The sequence below is a fragment of the Microvirga sp. ACRRW genome, from assembly GCF_022346925.1.
Taxonomy (GTDB): domain Bacteria; phylum Pseudomonadota; class Alphaproteobacteria; order Rhizobiales; family Beijerinckiaceae; genus Microvirga.
Map to the genome: position 1 here is coordinate 544132 of NZ_JAKRNJ010000002.1, position 20750 is coordinate 564881.

24 protein-coding genes and 1 tRNA gene are annotated in these 20750 nt (G+C 62.9%); 14 read left to right on the plus strand and 11 right to left on the minus strand.

The window, feature by feature from the left end:
* Positions 1 to 36 precede the first annotated feature (36 nt).
* Positions 37 to 1977 (minus strand): acyltransferase family protein, encoded by a 1941-nt coding sequence (locus MHY87_RS06705; RefSeq protein ID WP_239350559.1) that lies wholly within the window; start codon positions 1975 to 1977, stop codon positions 37 to 39.
* Between the two features lie 104 nt (positions 1978 to 2081).
* On the opposite strand from MHY87_RS06705, the gene ybaK reads away from it, so the two are divergent.
* Complete coding sequence (gene ybaK, locus MHY87_RS06710; RefSeq protein WP_239350560.1) at positions 2082 to 2558, plus strand: Cys-tRNA(Pro) deacylase; 477 nt, start codon at positions 2082 to 2084, stop codon at positions 2556 to 2558.
* 56 nt (positions 2559 to 2614) lie between these two features.
* Here ybaK and MHY87_RS06715 read toward each other — a convergent pair whose 3' ends face one another.
* Both MHY87_RS06715 and MHY87_RS06720 read right to left on the minus strand, forming a co-directional pair.
* Positions 2615 to 3328 (minus strand): DNA helicase, encoded by a 714-nt coding sequence (locus tag MHY87_RS06715; RefSeq protein ID WP_239350561.1) that lies wholly within the window; start codon positions 3326 to 3328, stop codon positions 2615 to 2617.
* A 210-nt stretch (positions 3329 to 3538) separates the two neighbouring features.
* Positions 3539 to 4291, minus strand: coding sequence for a hypothetical protein (locus MHY87_RS06720; protein WP_239350562.1), 753 nt, complete (start codon positions 4289 to 4291; stop codon positions 3539 to 3541).
* A 230-nt stretch (positions 4292 to 4521) separates the two neighbouring features.
* Here MHY87_RS06720 and dusA point away from each other — a divergent pair, with 230 nt between their 5' ends.
* Positions 4522 to 5514, plus strand: a complete 993-nt coding sequence (gene dusA, locus MHY87_RS06725) for a tRNA dihydrouridine(20/20a) synthase DusA (RefSeq protein WP_239350564.1) — start codon at positions 4522 to 4524, stop codon at positions 5512 to 5514.
* Between the two features lie 113 nt (positions 5515 to 5627).
* On the opposite strand, the gene MHY87_RS06730 is transcribed toward dusA, so the two are convergent.
* From MHY87_RS06730 to MHY87_RS06740, 3 genes are read right to left on the minus strand one after another with little or no spacing between them, the layout of a single operon-like run.
* Complete coding sequence (locus MHY87_RS06730; protein ID WP_239350566.1) at positions 5628 to 6332, minus strand: TIGR02281 family clan AA aspartic protease; 705 nt, start codon at positions 6330 to 6332, stop codon at positions 5628 to 5630.
* On the minus strand, positions 6329 to 6526 hold the full coding sequence (locus tag MHY87_RS06735; RefSeq protein WP_239350568.1) for a DUF1289 domain-containing protein: 198 nt from the start codon (positions 6524 to 6526) through the stop codon (positions 6329 to 6331). The genes MHY87_RS06730 and MHY87_RS06735 overlap by 4 nt, the downstream gene beginning before the upstream one ends.
* A 14-nt stretch (positions 6527 to 6540) precedes the next feature.
* Positions 6541 to 7377: an adenosylcobinamide-GDP ribazoletransferase gene (locus tag MHY87_RS06740; protein WP_239350570.1), complete on the minus strand. Its 837-nt coding sequence runs from the start codon at positions 7375 to 7377 to the stop codon at positions 6541 to 6543.
* Positions 7378 to 7455: 78 nt separating this feature from the next.
* On the opposite strand from MHY87_RS06740, the gene cobT reads away from it, so the two are divergent.
* From cobT to MHY87_RS06770, 6 genes are all read left to right on the plus strand, one after another.
* Positions 7456 to 8472, plus strand: a complete 1017-nt coding sequence (gene cobT / locus MHY87_RS06745; protein WP_239350572.1) for a nicotinate-nucleotide--dimethylbenzimidazole phosphoribosyltransferase — start codon at positions 7456 to 7458, stop codon at positions 8470 to 8472.
* On the plus strand, positions 8469 to 8972 hold the full coding sequence (locus tag MHY87_RS06750; protein WP_239350574.1) for a thermonuclease family protein: 504 nt from the start codon (positions 8469 to 8471) through the stop codon (positions 8970 to 8972). Before cobT ends, MHY87_RS06750 begins: the two co-directional genes overlap by 4 nt.
* Before the next feature lie 59 nt (positions 8973 to 9031).
* Positions 9032 to 9667 (plus strand): uracil-DNA glycosylase family protein, encoded by a 636-nt coding sequence (locus MHY87_RS06755; protein WP_239350576.1) that lies wholly within the window; start codon positions 9032 to 9034, stop codon positions 9665 to 9667.
* A gap of 12 nt (positions 9668 to 9679) precedes the next feature.
* The gene (locus tag MHY87_RS06760) at positions 9680 to 10471 is read left to right on the plus strand and encodes an enoyl-CoA hydratase-related protein (RefSeq protein ID WP_239350577.1); all 792 of its coding nucleotides are present in this window, start codon (positions 9680 to 9682) and stop codon (positions 10469 to 10471) included.
* Between the two features lie 12 nt (positions 10472 to 10483).
* Positions 10484 to 10690 carry a hypothetical protein gene (locus MHY87_RS06765; protein ID WP_239350578.1) on the plus strand — a complete coding sequence of 69 codons (207 nt, stop codon included), beginning with the start codon at positions 10484 to 10486 and terminating at the stop codon, positions 10688 to 10690.
* Between the two features lie 99 nt (positions 10691 to 10789).
* On the plus strand, positions 10790 to 13168 hold the full coding sequence (locus MHY87_RS06770) for a caspase family protein (protein WP_239350579.1): 2379 nt from the start codon (positions 10790 to 10792) through the stop codon (positions 13166 to 13168).
* A gap of 63 nt (positions 13169 to 13231) precedes the next feature.
* Here MHY87_RS06770 and MHY87_RS06775 read toward each other — a convergent pair whose 3' ends face one another.
* From MHY87_RS06775 to moaA, 3 genes are all read right to left on the minus strand, one after another.
* Positions 13232 to 14098: an NAD(P)-dependent oxidoreductase gene (locus MHY87_RS06775; protein WP_239350580.1), complete on the minus strand. Its 867-nt coding sequence runs from the start codon at positions 14096 to 14098 to the stop codon at positions 13232 to 13234.
* Positions 14099 to 14175: 77 nt separating this feature from the next.
* Positions 14176 to 14910: a transporter substrate-binding domain-containing protein gene (locus MHY87_RS06780; RefSeq protein WP_239350581.1), complete on the minus strand. Its 735-nt coding sequence runs from the start codon at positions 14908 to 14910 to the stop codon at positions 14176 to 14178.
* Between the two features lie 170 nt (positions 14911 to 15080).
* A complete protein-coding gene (gene moaA / locus MHY87_RS06785) occupies positions 15081 to 16118 on the minus strand; it encodes a GTP 3',8-cyclase MoaA (protein WP_239350582.1) in 1038 nt (345 codons plus the stop codon).
* A gap of 111 nt (positions 16119 to 16229) precedes the next feature.
* On the opposite strand from moaA, the gene MHY87_RS06790 reads away from it, so the two are divergent.
* Positions 16230 to 16598, plus strand: coding sequence for a gamma-butyrobetaine hydroxylase-like domain-containing protein (locus MHY87_RS06790; RefSeq protein WP_239350583.1), 369 nt, complete (start codon positions 16230 to 16232; stop codon positions 16596 to 16598).
* Positions 16599 to 16655: 57 nt separating this feature from the next.
* Here MHY87_RS06790 and MHY87_RS06795 read toward each other — a convergent pair whose 3' ends face one another.
* A complete protein-coding gene (locus MHY87_RS06795) occupies positions 16656 to 17243 on the minus strand; it encodes a L,D-transpeptidase (protein ID WP_239350584.1) in 588 nt (195 codons plus the stop codon).
* A 246-nt stretch (positions 17244 to 17489) separates the two neighbouring features.
* Between MHY87_RS06795 and MHY87_RS06800 the strand changes: the two genes are divergently transcribed.
* A tRNA-Val gene (locus tag MHY87_RS06800) sits at positions 17490 to 17564 on the plus strand.
* Positions 17565 to 17632: 68 nt separating this feature from the next.
* Here the strand turns inward: MHY87_RS06800 and MHY87_RS06805 are convergent.
* On the minus strand, positions 17633 to 18334 hold the full coding sequence (locus tag MHY87_RS06805) for an HAD family hydrolase (RefSeq protein WP_239350586.1): 702 nt from the start codon (positions 18332 to 18334) through the stop codon (positions 17633 to 17635).
* Between the two features lie 99 nt (positions 18335 to 18433).
* Between MHY87_RS06805 and MHY87_RS06810 the strand changes: the two genes are divergently transcribed.
* From MHY87_RS06810 to MHY87_RS06825, 4 genes are all read left to right on the plus strand, one after another.
* Positions 18434 to 18889 (plus strand): hypothetical protein, encoded by a 456-nt coding sequence (locus MHY87_RS06810; RefSeq protein WP_239350587.1) that lies wholly within the window; start codon positions 18434 to 18436, stop codon positions 18887 to 18889.
* A 137-nt stretch (positions 18890 to 19026) separates the two neighbouring features.
* Complete coding sequence (gene rpiA / locus MHY87_RS06815; RefSeq protein ID WP_370644856.1) at positions 19027 to 19722, plus strand: ribose-5-phosphate isomerase RpiA; 696 nt, start codon at positions 19027 to 19029, stop codon at positions 19720 to 19722.
* A 31-nt stretch (positions 19723 to 19753) separates the two neighbouring features.
* Complete coding sequence (locus MHY87_RS06820) at positions 19754 to 20254, plus strand: DUF2059 domain-containing protein (protein ID WP_239350588.1); 501 nt, start codon at positions 19754 to 19756, stop codon at positions 20252 to 20254.
* 142 nt (positions 20255 to 20396) lie between these two features.
* A complete protein-coding gene (locus MHY87_RS06825; RefSeq protein WP_239350589.1) occupies positions 20397 to 20720 on the plus strand; it encodes a DUF2853 family protein in 324 nt (107 codons plus the stop codon).
* Positions 20721 to 20750: the final 30 nt, after the last annotated feature.

Below are 20750 nucleotides of genomic sequence, written 5' to 3' on the forward strand. Positions count from 1 at the left end.
TCGCTCGCTAGCCGGTAAAACTTCTGCGGGGCCGCATTATTCGCCTGCGGTGGAACGGAGTTCCGCTTTCTTTTGCGTTAGAAATGCGGGCTTTCGCTCAATGAGACGCGCACCGACGAAGGCCGCTCCGTCTTTTGTAAGGTGGCCTATATCGAAGAGCAGAGGCTTCTGGCTGTCGGTCAGGACATGACAGAAGCCTTTTCGAGGGCATAAGAGACTCATCAGATCGATATAATGAGAGCCGAGCTTTTGCTTTAAGGCTCGGTTGATCCCGATAGCCTCCGGCGCCATGAATTGAGAGGCAAAAGCCTCCAAACCCTCAAGCTTGCCATTGCTGTTTGCAATGTCGATGCTGCTTGCAAGCATGTCCTTGCGGCCGGTCACATAAACATCGGCTGCTGTGCGCTGTTTGATTTCTGTAATGGCGTTCTCGATGTGCTTCATGTTCTGAGGCAGCCAGACCATCGACAGGATAACGGCATCCGCCTCACGGAGAAGCGCAGAGTTCAGGGCATTCGATATCTGGCTCCTGCACTGCTCTTTCAGGTTGGGGTTCCTGGCAGTCATGGGGTTTTCTGAATTCCAGAATGCGTCCTCATCGGCATTCGCCACGAAAGGCGCTCCGCATTCATGAAAGACAACGGCTGACGCTATTTCCAGGCTTTTGTCCTGCCCCGCCTCGACAAGCATGTTGAGGAGATCGGCAGCCTGGGAGTCGCCAACGATAAAAATGCGCTTCTTGCCGGTCGTAAAGTGATCGCCCTGTCGCTTGGGGTGCCGTGACCAGACGTAATCGCGTGATGCGGCGATATCGACCTTGTTGACCTCCTGAAGAGCTGGCGGCAGGCGCCATACCCATCCCCCGGTGAGCCAGCTATGGGCAGCCGGTGCGATGACCAGAGCAATGGCACCTGCGCAGACGGCATTGAATAAAGCCGGTGAAGCGTTCTGTCGCGTTCGAGGCCTGCGAAACGCGACCTCGACATAGCGATGAAGGATCAGGCTGAGAATGAATGTCGCGACGAGAAGCGCAACCTTTTCAAGCGACGATGGCTCCCGTTTCAGGACGTAGTGCGTGAAGACGACGAGGGGCCAGTGCACGAGGTACAAAGAATAGCTGATGCTCCCGAGGAACTGCATCGGCTTCGTCTTCAGGGCCCACGATCCCCGCGCAGACGGGCCGGCATAAATCAGCAACGCCGTGCCGATAGTGGGAAGGAGCGCAGCATATTTGGGAAATGCCGTGCGCTCGTCGAAGGCGAACACACTGAATAGAACGGCAACCAGCCCGCAGGCGTAGATGGCATCCAACCTGAGCCCCGATGACCGGCGGCTCTCGGCAAAGGCGACCAGGGCGCCGATGGCGAATTCATAAACCCTGAAAGGGGTCAGGAAGAATGCTCCGGATGGGTTTCTCCGCATCATGTAGAGCGATGCCGCGAAGCTCAGGACCGCGATCAGGACTGTTCCCGTCAAGAGTGCCGGGCGGCCTCTCCATCGGAACAGGGCGACCGTAAAGGCAGGCGACAGCAGATAGAATTGAAACTCCACAGCCAGCGACCAAGTGTGGAGCAGTGGCTTCAAGATGGCCTTGGCATCGAAATAGCCGGCTTCTCTCCAGAAGAAGAAGTTGGAAACGCCAAGAAGGGACGTCACCGTCGAGCCGGACAAACGGGTGAAATCTTCGATGGAGAATAAGAAGAGGCCCGCCAGATAAGTCCCTGCAACCGTGCAAAGCAGCGCGGGAAGAAGCCTTCGCATTCTGCGATCGTAGAATTCCCTGAAGGAAAAGGCTCCGGATTCGATCTCTGAAAGAATAATCTTTGTAATGAGATAGCCGCTGATGACAAAAAAGATGTCGACCCCGACAAAGCCGCCCGTGAAAGGCCAAATATCGACATGGTAGAAGAGCACCGCCAAAACGGCGACAGCACGTAAGCCTTCTACATCAGGACGGTATGTGGGTTTTGTCGTCATGGTTAGCGCATGCCATAGGCTTGTAGTGAAGACAAGAACAGGCGGTTAAGCCTATAGAGCAGGGGTATCTTCCGAAGATTACCTTCAGTAAAGATAGATATATCATGTCCAAGACGACCCGCGCCACGCAGGCTCTCCAGCAGGCTGGCGTCTCCTTCACGGTTCACACCTACGACTACGATCCCAATGCGGAGCGCATCGGCCTGCAGGCGGCTGAAGCCATGGGCGTGGACCCCAGCAAGGTGCTGAAGACGCTGATGGTGCTGGTAGATGGAAAGCCCGCCTGCGTAGTGCTTCCATCCGACAAGGAGGTGAACCTGAAGAAGCTCGCCGCAGCATTGGGCGGCAAGGCGGCGCAGATGATGAAGCCAGCGGACGCGGAGCGCCAGACCGGGTATCACGTGGGCGGCATCAGCCCCTTCGGCCAGAAAAAGCGTGTGCCGGTCCTCATCGAGCAATCCGCCTTTGCTTACGGCGAGGTCTTCATGAACGGAGGCCAGCGCGGCCTGCAAGTAAAGCTCCAGCCGAAAGATGCGGCTGAAGTGCTGGATGCGAAAATCTCGAGCCTGATTCAGGAATAGCGCTCACGCCATAGGCCGTGAAAGCTCCACGATCCCGGCCCGAGACGCTGACGATGTCAGTTCGACACCTGAAACTTAACCTCGCCGTTGTTCAGGAAGCAGAGCTTATTGAACAACTTGAGGTCCAGTGGGTTCGGCAGCCGGATGTCCTGAACGTCAGGATATGGCTTCGTCAGCGGATCGTACGAACGATGGACCTGCGAGATGAAGACGATGATCACGCCGCGCTCGCGGGCGAATGACCTGAGCGCGCCGACCTGATCCGCCAATGCCGGATTCTCGCGTCTCTGATCCAGCAATTGCAGGTAATCGATGACGATAAGAATGCCGCGAGGCGCTGACGCCATTTCCTCGATAATGTAGCCGGCATTGATGCCGTCCGAACAATCGAGCGCGAACAGGTCGTTGAACTGCGCGGGCTCGACACCAAGAGCGCGCAGGCGATCCAGAACATCCTTCTCGGTATATTCCAGCGTATAGAAGGCCGCCCGCTTGCCGGATTTCATGGCTTCCACGGCGAGTTCGAGGCTCATCAAGGTTTTGCCTTGGCCCGGCCTTGCGGCAACCAGCACCAGATCGCCGGGGAGCAATCGCGTAAGCAGCTTACCAGCGGGCGAGATTGCGGATTGTCTCGCCGCAAGCAGGCTCCAGGCGCTGTAGCCCTCCTGTTGAGCAATTCGGTCCAGGGCCTCATGCAGCGGAATGCCGCCCTCGCGGGACAAGAGCTTCGCTTTGCGCTTCAATTGATAAATCGGCGCAGACAACGTCATCGTTAAACCTCCCATTGCGAGCTGTATTCGCAATCCCTCCTTATGCTCGGCGCTCGAACAGTCGGTTCGATGATGAAGTGAACCCTGTATGGCTGATACTTTCCCGGTGGAGGGGGGAGGCGTGGGCCGCGCCGGAATCGGACTATAGCGCAACCCACATTGTTCGGAAATCGCGAAGCTTGCGTGACGAGCGCAGGCCTGCAACCAAGCTTAGAACGCGAAGTCCCAGTCGAGATGGTGGCTCAGCTTATGATGCAAGGCCTCCAGAATTGGTGGGTTGGCGTCCTGATGGTGAGACGCAACAAGGTCGGCTATGCCTCCCGTCTCCATCGCATCGGCAATCGCTTCAATGAGGAGAACCTTTGCCTCTCCTTCGGGGAAGGTGAAGGCATTGTCACCGAGGGCGAAGGTCAGCGTGCCGTCGCCAAGCCTGTCGGCCAGATCAAGAATCTTGTCGGCCACGAAATCAGAGAGAGGATGATCTCTCTCGGCCAAGGCCGCGCTCGTTTCCTGCAGCCACGCCACCAGGGCGGCTCTTTCCTGCGGGTCCGGCCGGATACTCCCTTGTTCGATGAGATCGGCGGCCGTATCGACCGCCTTCGCGACGTCGAATCCGATCAGGAACTCGGGATGGCTGTGAATGATGCGTCCGAGCATCGCGAGGATTGCGGCCCCGGCATAAAGATCGCCCTCGCTCGAAACCGCATCGTCCGGCAGGGCCATGATGCCTTTGATCAGCTGGAGATCGGCTCGGGCTTCTTCTCGCGAAGTTGCGTCGAGCACGGCCTGATCGTGTCGGCTGAACAATGCGTCCAGCGGGTCGATCGGTTGTTTTGCGAAGGACGGCTGGTCTCCTGGCTTCAGCAGCACGCCTCCCGAGTAGCCGGGGCCGCCGTACAGGCCATAGGTTGGGATTTGAAGGTCTTCATCGGCTAGGGCCAGGACAAGCCAGTTGATCGACATGGTGCTTCCCTTCGAAAAGACTACGCTTTCGAGAACCGTGACCGTTCACGAAGGGGTAGGTCACAGGCTCGATCCGGCCAGAATGGGGTAGCTGGGCCGTTGCGGAGAGAGCTTGCGAACCTCTGTGACATCGCCGACCGCTTATTTTCCTTGAGATTGTCACCACCATATCGGAAAAGGCTGCTCCAAGCTCCGATCAGCCGGAAACCTCTCCTAGAAACTATTTCGAGATGACCCAGAAGTTCTTCACCGTTGCCCCCATGATGGATTGGACCGACCGGCATTGCCGCTCGTTCCATCGCGTCATGTCGCGCCGGGCGCGGCTTTATACGGAGATGGTCACTACGGGCGCGGTCATCTTCGGGCCGCGCGAGCGTCTGCTCGGCTTCAGCGACGCTGAGCATCCGGTGGCGGTGCAACTCGGCGGTTCGAACCCGGAGGAGCTCGCCAAAGCGGCGAGGATCTGCGCCGATTTCGGCTACGACGAGGTCAATCTCAATGTGGGCTGCCCCTCGGACCGGGTGCAGAACGGCCGTTTCGGCGCGTGCCTGATGCAGGAGCCGGTGCTTGTCGGTGAATGCGTGGCCGCCATGAAGGCCGCCGTTTCGCTTCCCGTCACGGTGAAATGCCGCATCGGCGTGGACGATCAGGATACGGAAGAGGCGTTGAACCGCCTCACCGAATGCGTGGTCGCAGCCGGCTGCGACGAGCTGACGGTTCATGCCCGCAAGGCGTGGCTGCAGGGCCTCTCGCCGAAAGAGAACCGGGATATTCCGCCGCTCGACTACAATCGCGTCTATCGCCTGAAATCGGCTCGGCCCGATCTTCCCGTCGCCATCAACGGCGGCATCAAGACATGGGCTGAGATCCACGAGCACTTGAAGCATGTGGACGGCGTCATGCTAGGCCGCGTCGCCTATCATGAGCCCGAGATTCTGCTCGGTGTGGATCGCGAGCTTTACGGCGAGGAGCCGCCCGTCACGGACGGCTTCGAGGCGGTGGAGGCTTATGAGCCCTATATCGCGGCGCAGCTCGAGAAGGGCGAGCGCCTGAGCAGCATCACCCGTCACATGCTCGGTCTCTTCACGGGCCGCCCCGGCGCACGCGCCTATCGCCGTCATCTGGCGACCGAAGCGGTGAAGCCAGGCGCGAACTTGCAGACGTTGCGGGATGCAGTGGCGCATGTGTCGCGCGGTAGCGCTCTGGAAACTGCAGCTGAATAAATCAGCCGTCATCCCGGACGGCGAGGCCGAGCCGGGATCGCATGACGAGAACGGCGCTTACTCTGAAACGATCCCGGATCCTCGCTGCGCTGCGTCCGGGATGACGGCGTGGGTTACTCGCCTTCCTTGGCGCGCAAGATCAGCCTGTTCCCGCGCACTTCATACGACCCGAGCCGTTCCAGAAACGTCATGCCGAGCAGGTTCGCATGCAGCACGCCTTCGCGGGCGATCAGCGCGCTGACATTGTGTTCTGTGATCGGTCCGATGGACAGGCGCTCCAGCACGACGGATGCTGCGAGCGCTCCGCCATTCGCGGTCGCGACGGGCACGGAATAGTTCAGCGCTTCCGGCTTAAAGCCAAGCGCAGCGGCGTTTTCCGCGCGCAGCACCACGGTGCTCGCGCCTGTGTCGAAAACGAAGCGCGTGTCGTGGCCGTTCACTTTTCCTTGTAGCAGAAAGCTTCCGTCCGTCTTGCGGGCGGCCACCACTTCGCCCTCCGGCGTCACCACCGTACGGCCCACCGCGATGTCGCCGATGGCGCGGTCGATCACGGCCTGCAATTCACCGCGCGCGCCGAACATGACCAGGAGCGCGATCAGCACGCCGCCGCTGACGGCAGTCGCCTGCACACCATAAGTCCAGTGCTTGCCGAAACCTTCGATGATGGAGGCCGCGAGGATCAGGCCGATGCCGCCGAAGCCTAGAAGGCCCGCGGCTTCAAGAGGCGAGAGATCAGCGATATTCCGGTCGTTGAACATCGCGATCACCAGCGCCGCGATCAGAAGCAATCCGCCTGCGCCACGAATGCCCGGCATCATTCGGCCTTGTCACTCTGAGGGGCGAAAGCTTCGCGCATGCGCTCCGGCAGCTCGGCCATGATGCGCTGGCGCTCTTCCTCCGGTATCCGGTACCAGCTCGCGATTTCGTCCCGCGTGCGGCCGCAGCCTTCGCAGAGGCCCGTTTCAGGGTCGAGGATGCAGACGCGGATGCAGGGACTGGAGACGCGGGCCATGCTTCACATGTCGGTTACGCTTGAACCGCGGTCAAGAGGCCGATCAGCGCAGCGATTTCCGCCACCTGCTGCGTCGCGCCCGCGATGTCGCCCGTTTGCCCGCCGAGATGCTTCTGCGAGAGGCGAATGAAGCCCCAGCCCGTCAGCCCAGACAGAACGATCATAAGGGCAATGCCGGAAGGCGGCAGGTTGCCGATCATTCCCAAAAGAATCGCGATCAGCCCCGCCAGTCCCGCCGCGAACCAGAAGCTCTCCCGTGACGGCTGTCCTACCGCATAGGCCGCGCCGTCGATGCGGGCGGGCGGAAGGAAGACGAGAGGCATGAGGCCCACCGTCCGAGAGAGGGAGGCGGTGATGAGAACAGCCACGACGCCCACATGCCAACCGGCAACGGTGGCCAGGCTCGCCAGCGCACCGATGCGGAGCAGGAGGGCGAGGAAGAGGGCGGAGGCGCCGAACGAGCCGATCCGGCTGTCGCGCATGATCTCCAGGCGGCGCTCCCGAGTCGAGCCGCCGAAGCTGTCGGCCGTGTCGGCAAGGCCGTCCTCGTGGAAGGCTCCCGTCGTAAGCGCGGCGACAGCGACCGCCAGGGTGGCTGAGAGCCAGGGGCCGAGGGAGAGAGCCTGAGAAAAGGCGAGGGTGAGGGCCGGAAGGGTGCCGAGGATGAGCCCCGCGACCGGCAGAACCCGGACCAAGCGGGGGAAATCCGGCAGCGCATGGGCGTTCTGCTCCCAGGGCAGGGCAGGCACCGGAAGGCGGGAGTAGAAGCGTATGGTGTGGGCCAGATCGACGGTCACGGCCTTCCAGAGGCCGGTTGGCGCGCTCTGCGGCGTTTCGATTTGCTCGGACATGCTTCACCCCGAATGGTTCGCCCGCTATAGGTCACGCCTCTTCAGATTCCGCAATGCCCTCTGGGCCGGAGCCTTTCCATGACCAATGCCTCGCCCTTCGACGATATCCGCCGCCTGATCACGACCATGCCCGGTCCGGACGAGGCGGCCATCGAGGCGGTACGCATGCGGGACCGGCAGCTCACGAAGCCCTCCGGCAGCCTGGGGCGCCTCGAATGGATCGCCGAGTGGCTCGCCGCCTGGCAGGGCAAGCCCAATCCCACGGCGGACCGTCCGCTGGTCTGCGTATTTGCCGGAAGCCATGGGGTGACGGCGAAGGGCGTGTCGGCCTTTCCCTCTGATGTGAACCGCCAGATGCTCGAAAATTTCGCGGCGGGTGGGGCGGCGATCAACCAGATCTGCGCGGCCTATGGGCTGGGCTTCAAGGTGTTCGATCTCGCCATCGACATGCCCACCGGCGACATCACCGAGACGGACGCCATGGACGAGAAGGCCTGCGTCGCTACCATGGCCTTCGGTATGGAAGCGATTGCCGGCGGCGCGGACCTGCTCGCGGTTGGTGAAATGGGCATCGGCAACACCACCGTCGCTGCGGCGATCTACACTGCACTCTTCGGCGGCCCCGCCGAGCATTGGGTGGGCCGTGGCACGGGCGTGGACGATGAGGGCCTGAAGCGCAAGGTTGCTGCTGTGGAAGCCGCGATTGCTCACCATCGCGACCATCTCGAAGACCCGCTCGAAGTGCTGCGCCGTCTCGGCGGTCGCGAGATCGCGGCGATGGCCGGTGCGATCCTCGCCGCGCGGCTTCAGAAAATTCCCGTGGTGATCGACGGCTATGTGGCAACGGCTGCGGCTGCGGTGCTTCACGCCATCCATCCTTCGACGATCGACCATTGCATTGCCGGTCATCTCAGTGCCGAAGGCGCGCATCAGGATGTGCTCGCGCGTCTCGGCAAGATTCCGCTTCTCGCGCTCGGCATGCGACTTGGTGAAGGCTCGGGCGCAGCGCTTGCCATGGGCATCGTGAAGGCCGCCGCCGCTGTTCATCGCGACATGGCGACCTTCGGTCAGGCCGGGGTTTCCGAGCGCCTATGAGAAGGCGTCGACGCCGCTCGAAAGCGAGCGGCATTCAATCCCTCATCATCGCACTCGCGCTCGCCGGTGGATCGGCACTCGTGCTGAAGCCGAATGAGCGAGGCCTGGAGGGCCGCGCGCAGGTCACCGATGGTGACACGATCCGCATCGGGGATGCGAAGATTCGCATCAAAGGCATCGACGCGCCTGAGATGGAGCAGACATGCTTCCGCGCCGGTCGCTCCTATCGCTGCGGCGATGTGGCGAGGCGCGCGCTTATCGACATGGTGTCCGGCGAGAACGTGCAATGCCGCGCGGCTGGCCGTGACCGCTATCAGCGCATTCTTGCCCGTTGCACCGTGAAGGGTAGTGATATCGGCGCGCGCATGGTGGAGGACGGTTGGGCCGTCTCCTACGGTCGCGATTACGATCTGCAAGAGATGCAGGCGCAAAGCCGCAGGGCGGGCCTTTGGGCCGGTGCGTTCGAACGTCCACAGGATTGGCGGCGCTCTCGCGGATAAGCCTTGGTGTGACGTCTCGGCGCGTCGCGAACCTGCGTAAAACTTCCCATGTGAGGTGAATGAATCCTCCCTCCGATTTCGACGCTCTCGCACAGCAATTGCGCGCCTGCCGGATCTGCCGCGACGAGCCGCGCCACGGCTTGGCCTTGCCGCATGAGCCGCGACCGATCATCCAGGGCAGCGCTTCCGCGCGCCTTTGCATCGCAAGCCAAGCTCCCGGCACACGCGCCCATGCCAGCGGCATCCCGTTCGACGACCGCTCGGGCACCCGTCTGCGCGAATGGTTGGGTCTCGACAAGGCCGAGTTCTACGATGCCTCCAAAGTCGCCATCGTGCCCATGGGCTCCTGCTTTCCGGGGCAGGATGCGAAGGGCGGCGATCTCGGCCCGCGCCGTGAATGCGCGGAGGCGTGGCGGCAGCCGTTGTTTCAGGCGTTGCCCGATCTCGAACTGGTTCTCCTCATCGGCCAATACGCGCAGGCCTGGCATCTCGGCGACGGTTTCCGCGACGGGCTGACCAGCACCGTGCGGCGCTGGCGGGAGATTCTCGAAGGCCCGCAAAAACCGCGCATCCTGCCGCTTCCGCACCCATCCTGGCGGAACAACGGCTGGCTCAAGACCAATTCCTGGTTCGAAGAAGAGCTTTTGCCTGTTCTTCGCTCCGAAATCCGCTCTATGTTCAAGCGCGACCATTGAGGAGCTTGGACATTGAGTCTCACGACCCTGCGCTGCACCATCGAGGGGCCTGTCGCGACCATCGCGCTCGCCCGGCCCGACAAGCTGAATGCCTTGAACGGCACCATGCACGCCGAGCTGCGGGAGACGCTCGACAGATGCGAGCAGGACGAGGCTGTCCGCGTCGTGGTGCTGACCGGCGAGGGCAGGGCCTTCTCCTCCGGCCAGGACCTCACCGAGAACCTGCCGAAGGACGAGAAGGGCCGCATCGATCTCGGGCCGCCGCTCGCTCGCGACTACAACCCGCTCATTCTCAGGCTCGCTGAATATTCCAAGATCACCATCGCCGCCCTCAACGGCCCGGCGGTCGGCGCATCCCTGAACATCGCGCTTGCCTGCGACATCGTCGTGGCCGCGCGCTCCGCCTATCTGCAGGAAGCCTTCGCCAAGATCGCCCTCGTGCCGGATGCGGGTGGCACCTGGATCCTGCCGCGCCTCGTCGGTCCCAAGCTGGCGCTCGCCCTCATGCTCACGGCCGAACCGGTTCCGGCGGAGGAGGCGCAGCGCATGGGGCTGATCTTCAAGGTCTTCGATGACGAATCCTTCCCCGTGGACGTGGCGGCTTTCGCAGCCGGGATCGCATCAGGCCCCGGCCTCGCGCAGCGCCTGACCAAGCAGGCCCTCGCGCAAAGCCTCTCCAACGATCTGCGGGCACAACTCGATCTCGAAGCCAAGCTTCAGCGGGAGGCGGGCTTCAGCCGCGACTTCATTGAGGGTATTACGGCTTTTCGCGAGAAACGCGCTCCGCGCTTCGAAGGAATATAAAGGCTTTAAGTGATGCGTCGCCTTCCCTGGATTCTCATCCTCGCCACTCTGAGCATCGTGATCGGCCTGTTCGTATCGCGCGATCCCGAGCGCGCCGCTCGCCTGTCCGAGATGTACCGGAGCGTGACGCTGACAGGCGAGACCCGCGAGATGGTCATCATGCTGCTCGCCCTCGGGATCGGCGCCTTCGTCGTTTACTTGACGATGACACGGCGCTGAGGGGCGAACGTCCCCCTTTTGTTCACAAGACATTCAACTGGATAACCTTACCCCTGACGTGAGATGCCCGATTCTCGGGCAAACAAAGGTTCGCGCAAAGTGTACCATCTGAAACGTGCTATCGTTTTCGCCGTCTTCGCTCTGACGGCTTTCGCGGGGAGTGTTTCCGCCGCATCCGCCCAGCAGCGCCTCGCGCTGGTGATCGGCCAGAGCGCCTATGAGGGCCGCCAGCTTGCGACCGCCGCCAACGATGCGGGCCTGATCGCGCAGACGCTGACCAGCGCCGGCTTCGAGGTCGTGCAGGGGCGGGACCTGAATGCCAACGATCTGCGCAACGTGGTGCGCGACTTTCTTGATAAGGCCCAGACTCTCGAGAGCGACGGAGCCGTGATGGTCTATCTCTCGGGCTACGGCATCCAGCTCGAAGGCGAGAACTATCTTCTGCCCGTCGATGCGCGCATCCAGCGCGATGTGGACGTGCCGATGGAAGGCTTCCGCCTGTCGGATCTGGTCCGCTCGCTGGAGCGCACTCCTGCTAAGACCCGCATGGTCGTGGCCGACATGGCGCGCGATTACGCGATGCCTGCCGGAAGCGAGCCGATTGCCCGTGGCCTTGCCCTCGTGGAGCCGCCGTCCGGCTTCCTGATCGCTTTCTCCTCGGCTCCGAACATCACCACTGGCGATGCGCCCGGACCTTACGGCCATTACGCCACTGCTCTCGCGGAGACGATCCGCCAGCCGGGCGTGCCGGTGGACGAGGTGTTCAACCGCGTTCGCCTGCGCACGCACGAGACCACGAAGGGCCTGCAGACGCCCTGGCACACGGCCAATCTCGGCAACGCATCCTTCGTGTTCTTCGAGCCGTCGGAATCAGCCTCCGCCGCTCCGCCTCCGGTGCGTCAGGTGCGCCGCATCGAGGATGTGCCCGCCGAGGAGGCTTACAACATCGCCGTCGAGCGCGACACGATCCAGGATTATCAGGCCTTCCTGCGCCGCTATCCCGACCATCCGCTTTCCCGCCGCGTCTCGGCGCTGCTGGCGGCTCGTCGCGAGGCCATCGTCTGGCGCCAGACGGTTCGCCGCAACACGAATGAGGCCTATTGGACCTACCTGCGCCGCTATCCCAACGGCCCCCACGCAGCCGACAGCCGCCGCAGGCTCGCGCGCCTGTCCGCGCCGATCGCTCCGCCTCCGGTCTTCGACGAGTTCGTCTATGAGGACCTGCCGCCTCCGCTGCCGGATGTGGAACGGATCGAGGTGGTCGAGGTCGTGACGATCATCCGCGATGCGCCGCCTCCGCCGCCGCCACCGATCTATCTGCTGCCGGATTACGAGGAGGACGTGGAGTTTGTCGAGATCATCCGCGAGCCGCCTCCGCCGCCGATCCTGGTGGGCGTGCTGCCGATCCCGGCCCCGTTCCCGGTGCCGCGCTATGCCCGTCCTCCGCGTTCGTATTACGAGCCCATCGCGCCCGTGACGCCGCGCGGTCCGGTGTTCATTCCCGTGGCCCGTCCGCCGGTCCGCGATCCGCTTCTTGGCAGCCCAGACAGGCCGCAATGGCAGCGCGCACCGCGTCCCACGCCGGTCGTGCCGCGCCAGCCGGGCCTGACGGCGCAGCCCGTGCCGATCTCGGTTCCGGCGCGTCCCTCCGTGGTGAACCCGCAGGCTCCCGGTCCCCGGACCGAGCAGCCGCGCCTGCCGAGCCGCCCGATCCCGATCGCGCCGGATGCCCGGCCTGGGGCGGACCGTCCCATGCCGCCGGTCACGGCCCCTGGAACACGGCCTCAGCCTCCGGTAGCCGCCCGTCCCGAGCCCGGGCCGGTCAGGCTTCCGCCTCCGGATGGTCAGCCCGCCGCTCGTCCGCAGGCGCTCCCGCCTGCGCCCAGCGCGCAGAGGCCTGGAGTGAATGCGGAGCGCCCGGTTGCGCCACGCATCCAGCCGCCCGGAGCGGATCGCGATCCGCCGCCCGGCATGCGCCCGCAACGGCCCGCTGCCGGCAATGATGGACCTGCCGCTCCGCGTGCGCGTCCGCCCGAGGAGAACTTCCAGGCGATGCCGCGCCCGCAGCGTCCGCGCATCGAAGAGGAGCGTCCGCGCCCGGCAAGCCCTGCCGCGCAGCCCCGTCAGCCACAGCTCGAGCCACCGCGTGCGGTGCAGCCCATGCGGCCGAATCCGCCGCCGGAGGCAAGGCCGAGGATTGCTCCGCCGGAGTTCAGGCAGCCTGCGCAGCCGAGGCCCATGCCTCAGCCCATGGCGCCTCAGCCTATGGCGCCCCAACGCATGGCACCCCAGCCCATGCCGCCACAGGCCCGTCCCGCGCCGGACTTCAGGCCGTCGCCTCCGCCTCAGGCGAGGCCGCAGCCGATGGCCCCGATGGCCCGTCCTGCTCCGCAGGCCCCGCAACCTCAGAGGGTCGCCCCGCAGGCCCCCAATCAGCGTCCGCAGTGCCTGCCCGGGCGTCCTTGCAGACCGGAGTAAAACGAAAAAAGCGCCGGAGCCCTGAAAAGCTCCGGCGCTTTCATTTTGGAAGCTTCGTCAGGCTTACTTTTCGAGCCGTGCGATCAGGCTCGACGTATCCCAGCGGTTGCCGCCCATCTTCTGCACATCGGCATAGAACTGATCGACCAGCGCCGTCACCGGCACGCTTGCGCCGCTCTTGCGCGCTTCGGCCAGGACAATGGAGAGGTCCTTGCGCATCCAGTCCACGGCGAAGCCGAAATCGAACTTGCCCTGGTTCATGGTCTTGCCGCGGTTCTCCATCTGCCAGGAGCCGGCGGCACCCTTCGAGATCACGTCGAGCACTGCCTCGATGTCGAGCCCGGCCCGCTTGCCGAAATGGATGCCCTCGGCGAGGCCCTGCACGAGGCCCGCGATGCAGATCTGGTTGATCATCTTGGTGAGCTGACCTGCACCCGTCTCGCCCATGAGGCGGCAGGCCCGCGCGAAGCTCATGATCGCCGGTTCGGCCTTGGCGTAAGCATCCGCATCGCCGCCGCACATCACGGTGAGCACGCCGTTCTCGGCGCCGGCCTGACCGCCGGAAACGGGCGCGTCGACGAAGGCGAAGCCCTTGTCCTTGGCGGCGGCGTAAAGCTCACGCGCCACTTCCGCCGAGGCGGTGGTGTGATCGACGAAGATCGTGCCCTTGCCCATGCCGTGGAACGCGCCGTCCTCGCCCATGGTGACTTGACGAAGATCGTCGTCGTTGCCCACGCAGGCGAACACTATCTCCTGGCCTTGCGCTGCTTCGCGCGGCGTCTTGGCGGCATGGCCGCCATTCTCGGACACCCATTTGTCGGCCTTCGCAGCCGTGCGGTTATAGACCGTCACCTCGTGGCCCTTCGCCGCGAGATGCCGCGCCATGGGATAGCCCATCACGCCTAGACCCAGAAAAGCGACCTTCGCCATCGTCTGCTCCCGAATTGTCCTGTCGGTTGTAGGAACAGAGAGGGCGGGGGTCAAACGAGTCTATTTGATAGCGCGGTCTATTTTATATCGAAGGAAAAGTACTTGGCGCGGATCTGGTCGTAGGTGCCGTCCGCCTTCACCTGCGCGATGGCACGGTTGAAGCGCTCGCGCAGAGCCTCGTCCTCCTTGCGAAGGCCGATGCCGTAGACCTCGCGGCGATAGGCCGGATCGGCGGGGGCGTCGCCCAGCACGTGGCAGCACTCCCCCTCGCGGCTCTTCAGGAACTTGGAGAGCAGAAGCTCGTCTCCGAACACCGCATCGAGCCGCCCGACGAGCAGGTCGAGGCTGGCCTCGTCGGCCTTGGCGTAGAGCGCGATTTCGGAATTGGGGTAGAAGGTCCTGAGATAGGTTTCGTGATCGCTGCGTTCGATGGTGCCGATCTTCTTGCCCGCGAGCGCTTGCGGCGTTACTTCGCCGAGCTTTGTCTCCTTCGATCCGATGAAGACGGCGGGGATGCGATAATACGGATCGGAGAAAACGATCCTCTTCTGGCGGCGCTCGGTGATTTCAAGCGAGGACATGATCGCATCGTATTCGCGATTAATCAGGCCTTTGATAATGCCGTCCCATTCATGCTGCACAAGCTCGCAGGATGTCTCCATCACTTCGCAGAGGCGTTTCAGAAGATCGACCTCGAAGCCCTGCAGCTCATTGGTGGCCGGATCGATCTGATTGAAGGGCGGATAGGCGCCCTCGACCGCAACACGGATTACAGGCTTCTGGACGGGTGGCGTCTCTTGCGCAAAGGCCACAGGCGCGGCAAGGCCTGCCAAGAGGCTTGGAAGTAATAAGAGGTTTCGCCCCAAAGCAAACGCGTTCACAGTTCTTCCGCCTGTCTGTTGTGCTTTGATATCACGTGAAAAGCCTAAACAGTCAATTGACAGAAAGCCTCACGATTCTGGTGCTTCAAGTCCGGCGAGGCTTAACCTCCCGTCATGCTCATGTGGCGGCCGACGGCGGGTCGGGCGTGATCCCGGTCGATGATGAAGTCGTGCCCCTTGGGCTTACGAGCGATGGCGTCAGCAATGGCCTGCGTGAGCAGCGCATTGTCTTCCGAGGCGCGCAGAGGCGCGCGCAGATCGGCGGCGTCTTCTTGTCCTAAACACATGAAGAGCTGGCCCGTGCAGGTCAGGCGTACGCGGTTGCAGCTCTCGCAGAAATTGTGCGTCAGCGGCGTGATGAATCCGAGCCTGCCGCCCGTTTCCGCGACCTTCACGTAGCGCGCCGGACCGCCGGTGCGGTCGGGAAGATCGTGCAGCGTATAGCGCGTCTCAAGCCGCTCTCTTACCGTCGAGAGGGGGAGATATTGATCGACGCGCAGCCCGTCGATCTCGCCTAACGGCATCACCTCGATCAGCGTCAGGTCCATGCCGCGCCCATGGGCCCAGTGCATGAGGCTCTCGATCTCGTGCTCGTTCACGCCTTTGAGCGCGACAGCGTTGATCTTGACCTTCAGGCCTGCCTTCTGCGCGGCGTCCAATCCTTGAAGCACCTTGGAGAGATTGCCCCAGCGGGTGATCTGATGGAATTTGTCCGGGTCGAGGGTGTCGATGGACACGTTCACCCGTTTTACGCCGCAGGCCGCCAGTTCTTCCGCGAAGCGCGCGAGCTGCGAACCGTTGGTGGTGACGGTGAGTTCGTCGAGCGCGCCGGACTCAAGATGACGCGAAAGGGAGCTGAACAGGCTCATGATGTCCCGCCGCACAAGCGGCTCACCGCCGGTAATGCGCAGCTTGCGCACGCCCTGGTCGATGAAAGCCGTGCAGACGCGGTCCAGCTCTTCGAGGCTCAAGAGATCGCGCTTGGGCAGGAAGGACATGTCCTCGGACATGCAATAGACGCAGCGGAAATCGCAGCGGTCGGTCACCGAGACGCGCAAGTAAGTGATGGCACGCCCGAAGGGGTCCAGCAGGGCGGAGCCGGAAGAGGGCGTCGGGAACTGGATCGATGATCCCTGCATCAGGGACTTGTCCTCGATGGTTGTGCGCGAAGGGTTGCTTTAAACCTTATATGTAGAGAGTTTTCGTCAAAGCACAAAGCCGCAAAAGCCCAACCCCAAGAGGTCCGATCCATGACAACAGAGCGCTGGCCCACGGAGCTTCGCCTCGCCAAGGACAGGCGCAGCCTGCGCGTTGCCTTCGACGACGGCACGGCCTTCGATCTGCCGGCTGAATACTTGCGTGTGACGAGCCCCTCGGCAGAGGTGCAGGGCCACAGCGCTGCCGAGCGCAAGACGGTGCCGGGCAAGAAGGACGTGGAGATCATCGGCGTCGAGCCGGTCGGCAATTACGCGGTCAAGCTCGTCTTCGACGACATGCACGATACAGGCATCTACGGCTGGAACTATCTCCACGAACTCGGGGCCGGGTATGGGGAGAAGTGGCAGGCCTATCTCGACGAGCTTGCCGCCAAGGGCCTGTCGCGCGAGCGGCGGCGTTGAGCCCAATGAAAAAGGCCGGCTGATGCCGGCCTTTTCTATCTTCATCTGCGCAAGCACTCAGCGCTGAACGATCACCCGCGCGCCGACCTTGGCGCGGTTGTAAAGGTCGATCACGTCCTCGTTCGTCATGCGGATGCAGCCGGAGGAGACGGCCTCGCCGATGGTCTCGGGCTCGTTCGAGCCGTGGATGCGGTAGATCGTGCTGCCGAGATACATGGCGCGGGCGCCGAGCGGGTTATCAAGTCCGCCCTTCATGTAGCGGGGCAGATCGGGACGGCGTTTGAGCATCTCTGCCGGGGGGCGCCAATCCGGCCATTCACGCTTCATGGTGATGGTGTTCGAACCGCCCCAGGTGAAGCCCGGGCGGCCCACGCCGACGCCGTAGCGGAGAGCCTTGCCGTCGCCCATCACGTAATACAGGCGGCGCTCGCTGGTGGAGACCACGATGGTTCCAGGAGCATAGCGGCCGTTGAAGGAGACCACCTCACGCGGAACAGGCGATGCCTGCGCCCTGGAGGCCTCATCTTCAGCCCGGTAAAGCGGCTGGCGGGTGAGGGGATCGATTGCCGTGAATGCCGCAGCCGGGGTCGCGAAAGCGACGAAAGCGCAGGCAAGACCGGAGAGGGTTGCGCGCGTGCGTCCCATAATTGCCTCGAAGTAAACAAGTTTGATGGTGGGTCGATAATGGCTCAACGCGAATGGTCGCGCTTCGGATCCAACGTTTATCAGGGATTTGCTATAAAATCCTAGATGGAAGCGCCTTCTTTTCGCCACGTCGTAACCGAGCGGTTAAGGACGCGCTGCCATAATCAATTCATGAAAATTCTTGGCGAAGTTCTCGACTTCGTGGCTTGACGCCGGGCCTTCTACGCCTTTAGAAGGCGCTGGTCAGGGCGCGTAGCTCAGCGGGAGAGCATTCGCTTCACACGCGAAGGGTCACAGGTTCAATCCCTGTCGCGCCCACCATTCCTTCCTGACAGTCCAGCTTCACACGATTGTGTTCGCGAGAGCGAGCGCAAGGTGTCTTTGCGTGCTCAAGCCGCCATAGGCTTCAGGAGTGTCTCGACAGCTCCGAAGAGCTTGTCGAAATGGTCGATCACGATATCCGGGTTGAGGCTCTGCACCGGCACATCCGTGTAGCCGAAGGGAACGGCGATGGACGGGATGCCGGCATTCTGGGCCGTCACGATATCGGTGCGTGAATCCCCCACCATCACCGCCTTGGACGGATCGCCGCCCGCCCGTGCGATGGTCAGGATCAGGTGCCGAGGGTCCGGCTTGAAATAGGCGAAGGTGTCGCGCCCGCAATTGGCCGCGAAGCGATGGCTGATCCCGAGGGCGTCAAGCAGCCTGACCGAGTGCTCCTCGATCTTGTTGGTGCAGACCGCGAGAATGAACCCCGCATCCTCGAGCCGGTCCAGCGCCTCGATCACGCCGGGGAAAAGCTCTGTCCTGATGCAGATGTTCTCGCTGTAATGGGCCATGAACTGCGTGAAGAGCTTGTCGAGATGGGCGGGAGCCAGCTCCTTCCTCGCCGCCTCGAAGCCGCGCTCGATGAGCGCGCGGGCACCCGCGCCGATCATGTCGCGGGCGTCTTCGACAGGCAGGGGCGCGAGGCCTTCCTGTTCCAGGATGACGTTGAGCGTTCCCACGAGATCGCCGGCCGTGTCGGCCAGGGTACCGTCGAGATCGAAGACGGCGATAGGCGGGGCGATTTGCGGGGTATGAATGACCATGAAGCTCGGGTACCTGCTCTGCTCAAATCAAGGGAATCAATCGGAGGGGATGATATGGTGCTCCCGGTTGATTCGTTCTTAACCGTAATGGAGTGATGAATGCGGCTTTTTGGTTACGCTGCGTTTGTGTCGACGGCCTTGGGGCTGGCTGGCATTTCTGGCTCGGCCCTGGCGGCTTCGTACGATTTCGTGCCCGCGCCGCAAACCGACCTGAACCGTATTTATAGGATCGATCGCGTCACCGGCGAGGTCAGCTCCTGCCAATATGGGCTGCAGGAAGGCACTGTCGGCGTCACCCTGTGCTACAGCCCCGGCGAAGGGGCAGGGGCCCAGCAGCCTGGGGAATACGGGCTCGTCGCTTCCCGTCACGAGCGCGAAGGCGGCGTTTTCCGGGTCAATTTCCGCACCGGCGACATGAGCATCTGCTATGTTTTCGACCAGCAGGTGGTGTGCACGCCGCAGGCGAGGCCCTCTTCCGCGGCGTCCACAATTGTCCCTGAAGCTGCGACACCAGGCGCCGGTTCAGGCACGGGAGCTTCGCCCCAGCGTCCTTAAAGCCTTGCCCAAAAGCCTTGCCCAGGAGCAGAAAGCCCTGGGCCGTTATGAAACCATCTTTCTTTTCAACATCCCCACATGCTAGAGGCGGGCTGCGGCCTGCCTTTGAGGCGGGGCGACAATTTTAGAGGTCCTCAGTGAGCGACAATCTCAAGCGTGCAGCGGCCGAAAGGGCAGCCGAACTCGTTACCGACGGCATGAGGCTCGGCCTCGGCACCGGTTCGACGGCGGCGCATTTCGTGGCCGTCATCGGCGAGCGCGTGCGCGGCGGCCTGAAGGTCGTCGGCGTGCCGACCTCCGAGGCGACGCGCGAGCAGGCGCTGCGCGAGGGCATTCCGCTCGCCACCCTGGACGAGATGCCGGAGCTGGACCTGACGGTCGACGGCGCCGACGAGCTCGATAACGACCTGCGCCTTGTAAAGGGCGGCGGCGGCGCATTGCTGCGCGAGAAGATCGTGGCCTCGGCCAGCGCCCGCATGGTCGTGATCGCCGACGGGTCCAAGCGCGTCGCGAAGCTCGGCAAATTTCCTCTGCCCATCGAGGTCGTTCCTTTCGGCCTCACGGCCACAGAGCGGGCCATCGTCAAACTGCTGGACAGCCTCGGCATGAAGGGCGAGCTGCGCCTGCGCCATGCCGCCGATGGGGCGCCTTACGTCACCGATGGCGGTCACTTCATTCTCGATGCCCATCTCGGGCGCATCGACAAACCCAACGTTCTCGCCTCGACGCTCAACAGCATTCCCGGCGTCGTCGAGCACGGCCTCTTTATCGGCCTCGCTTCCGGTGCGATCCTCGCGACCGGGGAGGGGCTTGTCGAACTCGGTCAGCTCTGACCATCAGCCTTTCACGATTGGAGTCCCTTCTATGATCCGTTCCGCTTCACGCCTGGCTGCGACTTCGGTCGCGCTGTTCATGCTGGCGAGCCCCGTTTTCGCTCAGGCCCAGCCGAGCGCCGGTCATCTGGCCGCCGCACGCGAGGTTGCCATCAGCTCCGGCATGACGGGCGCCTTCGACGCGCTCACCGGCCCGCTTCTGGGCCGCCTGCAGCGCATGAGCGTCACGAGCCCCGAGATCCAGAAGGACCTGGATGCCGTCGTGAACGGGCTCCGCCCCGAGGTCGAGCAGAAGAAGCAGGAGCTGATCGACGCGACTGCGCGGGTCTTCGCCGCCAGCATGACCGAGGCGGAGCTGAAGGAGGTCGCGGCCTTCTACAAGTCGGCTGTCGGCCAGAAATACGTGCAGATCCAGCCGGGTGTGCTCGATAACGTCGTGCGCGAGATGGATATCTGGTCGCAGCGGACCTCGGAGTTCATCATGGACCGCGCCCGCGAAGAGATGACCAAGCGCGGCCACTCGCTGAACTGATCGGCCCAAAATCATCGCAAGGACAAAGCCCGGTTCGCCGGGCTTTTTCTTTGGGAGTATCGCCCTTGTCGAAGCTTGGCGTGGCCTTAGCCTTTTTCTTGTCCGTGACACCCTTGCCGCAATGATCTTCAAGGAGGATTCAATGAGCGAAGATTGGGCTGTCGACGTCAAGAAATATGCCCCGAGCGCAGACGACAAAGCCATCGCCGGCATCGTGCGATATTTAGGGATCGCCCTTCAGAAGAGGGACTCGGCGCTGGTGTCCTTCTCCGATCGGGAAGAGCTGATCAGGGTGCGTGACGGCTTCCTGAAGAAGAAGCTCGGCCTGACGGCCTCCGATGCCGAATTGGACAAGGCGATTGCCGCGGTCGGTGAGAAACTGAAAAGCGACCGGAGCAAGAACCGGGTCACCGTTTACTACCTGCTCGCCGATCAGTTCGGAAAGCTGTCCGCCTTCTCGTCGTGAGAGGCCAGAACCCGAGAAACAAAAAAGGCC

Coding starts and splice junctions, on each gene's coding strand:
- MHY87_RS06755 (WP_239350576.1), top strand. CDS start 9,032: ATGAATCCTCCCTCCGATTTCGACGCTCTCGCACAGCAATTGCGCGCC.
- MHY87_RS06730 (WP_239350566.1), bottom strand. CDS start 6,332: ATGATGCCGGGCATTCGTGGCGCAGGCGGATTGCTTCTGATCGCGGCG.
- moaA (WP_239350582.1), bottom strand. CDS start 16,118: ATGCAGGGATCATCGATCCAGTTCCCGACGCCCTCTTCCGGCTCCGCC.
- dusA (WP_239350564.1), top strand. CDS start 4,522: ATGACCCAGAAGTTCTTCACCGTTGCCCCCATGATGGATTGGACCGAC.
- cobT (WP_239350572.1), top strand. CDS start 7,456: ATGACCAATGCCTCGCCCTTCGACGATATCCGCCGCCTGATCACGACC.
- MHY87_RS06715 (WP_239350561.1), bottom strand. CDS start 3,328: ATGACGTTGTCTGCGCCGATTTATCAATTGAAGCGCAAAGCGAAGCTC.
- MHY87_RS06740 (WP_239350570.1), bottom strand. CDS start 7,377: ATGTCCGAGCAAATCGAAACGCCGCAGAGCGCGCCAACCGGCCTCTGG.
- MHY87_RS06790 (WP_239350583.1), top strand. CDS start 16,230: ATGACAACAGAGCGCTGGCCCACGGAGCTTCGCCTCGCCAAGGACAGG.
- MHY87_RS06765 (WP_239350578.1), top strand. CDS start 10,484: ATGCGTCGCCTTCCCTGGATTCTCATCCTCGCCACTCTGAGCATCGTG.
- MHY87_RS06775 (WP_239350580.1), bottom strand. CDS start 14,098: ATGGCGAAGGTCGCTTTTCTGGGTCTAGGCGTGATGGGCTATCCCATG.
- ybaK (WP_239350560.1), top strand. CDS start 2,082: ATGTCCAAGACGACCCGCGCCACGCAGGCTCTCCAGCAGGCTGGCGTC.
- MHY87_RS06705 (WP_239350559.1), bottom strand. CDS start 1,977: ATGACGACAAAACCCACATACCGTCCTGATGTAGAAGGCTTACGTGCT.
- MHY87_RS06825 (WP_239350589.1), top strand. CDS start 20,397: ATGAGCGAAGATTGGGCTGTCGACGTCAAGAAATATGCCCCGAGCGCA.
- MHY87_RS06735 (WP_239350568.1), bottom strand. CDS start 6,526: ATGGCCCGCGTCTCCAGTCCCTGCATCCGCGTCTGCATCCTCGACCCT.
- MHY87_RS06720 (WP_239350562.1), bottom strand. CDS start 4,291: ATGTCGATCAACTGGCTTGTCCTGGCCCTAGCCGATGAAGACCTTCAA.
- MHY87_RS06820 (WP_239350588.1), top strand. CDS start 19,754: ATGATCCGTTCCGCTTCACGCCTGGCTGCGACTTCGGTCGCGCTGTTC.
- MHY87_RS06810 (WP_239350587.1), top strand. CDS start 18,434: ATGCGGCTTTTTGGTTACGCTGCGTTTGTGTCGACGGCCTTGGGGCTG.
- MHY87_RS06805 (WP_239350586.1), bottom strand. CDS start 18,334: ATGGTCATTCATACCCCGCAAATCGCCCCGCCTATCGCCGTCTTCGAT.
- MHY87_RS06750 (WP_239350574.1), top strand. CDS start 8,469: ATGAGAAGGCGTCGACGCCGCTCGAAAGCGAGCGGCATTCAATCCCTC.
- MHY87_RS06795 (WP_239350584.1), bottom strand. CDS start 17,243: ATGGGACGCACGCGCGCAACCCTCTCCGGTCTTGCCTGCGCTTTCGTC.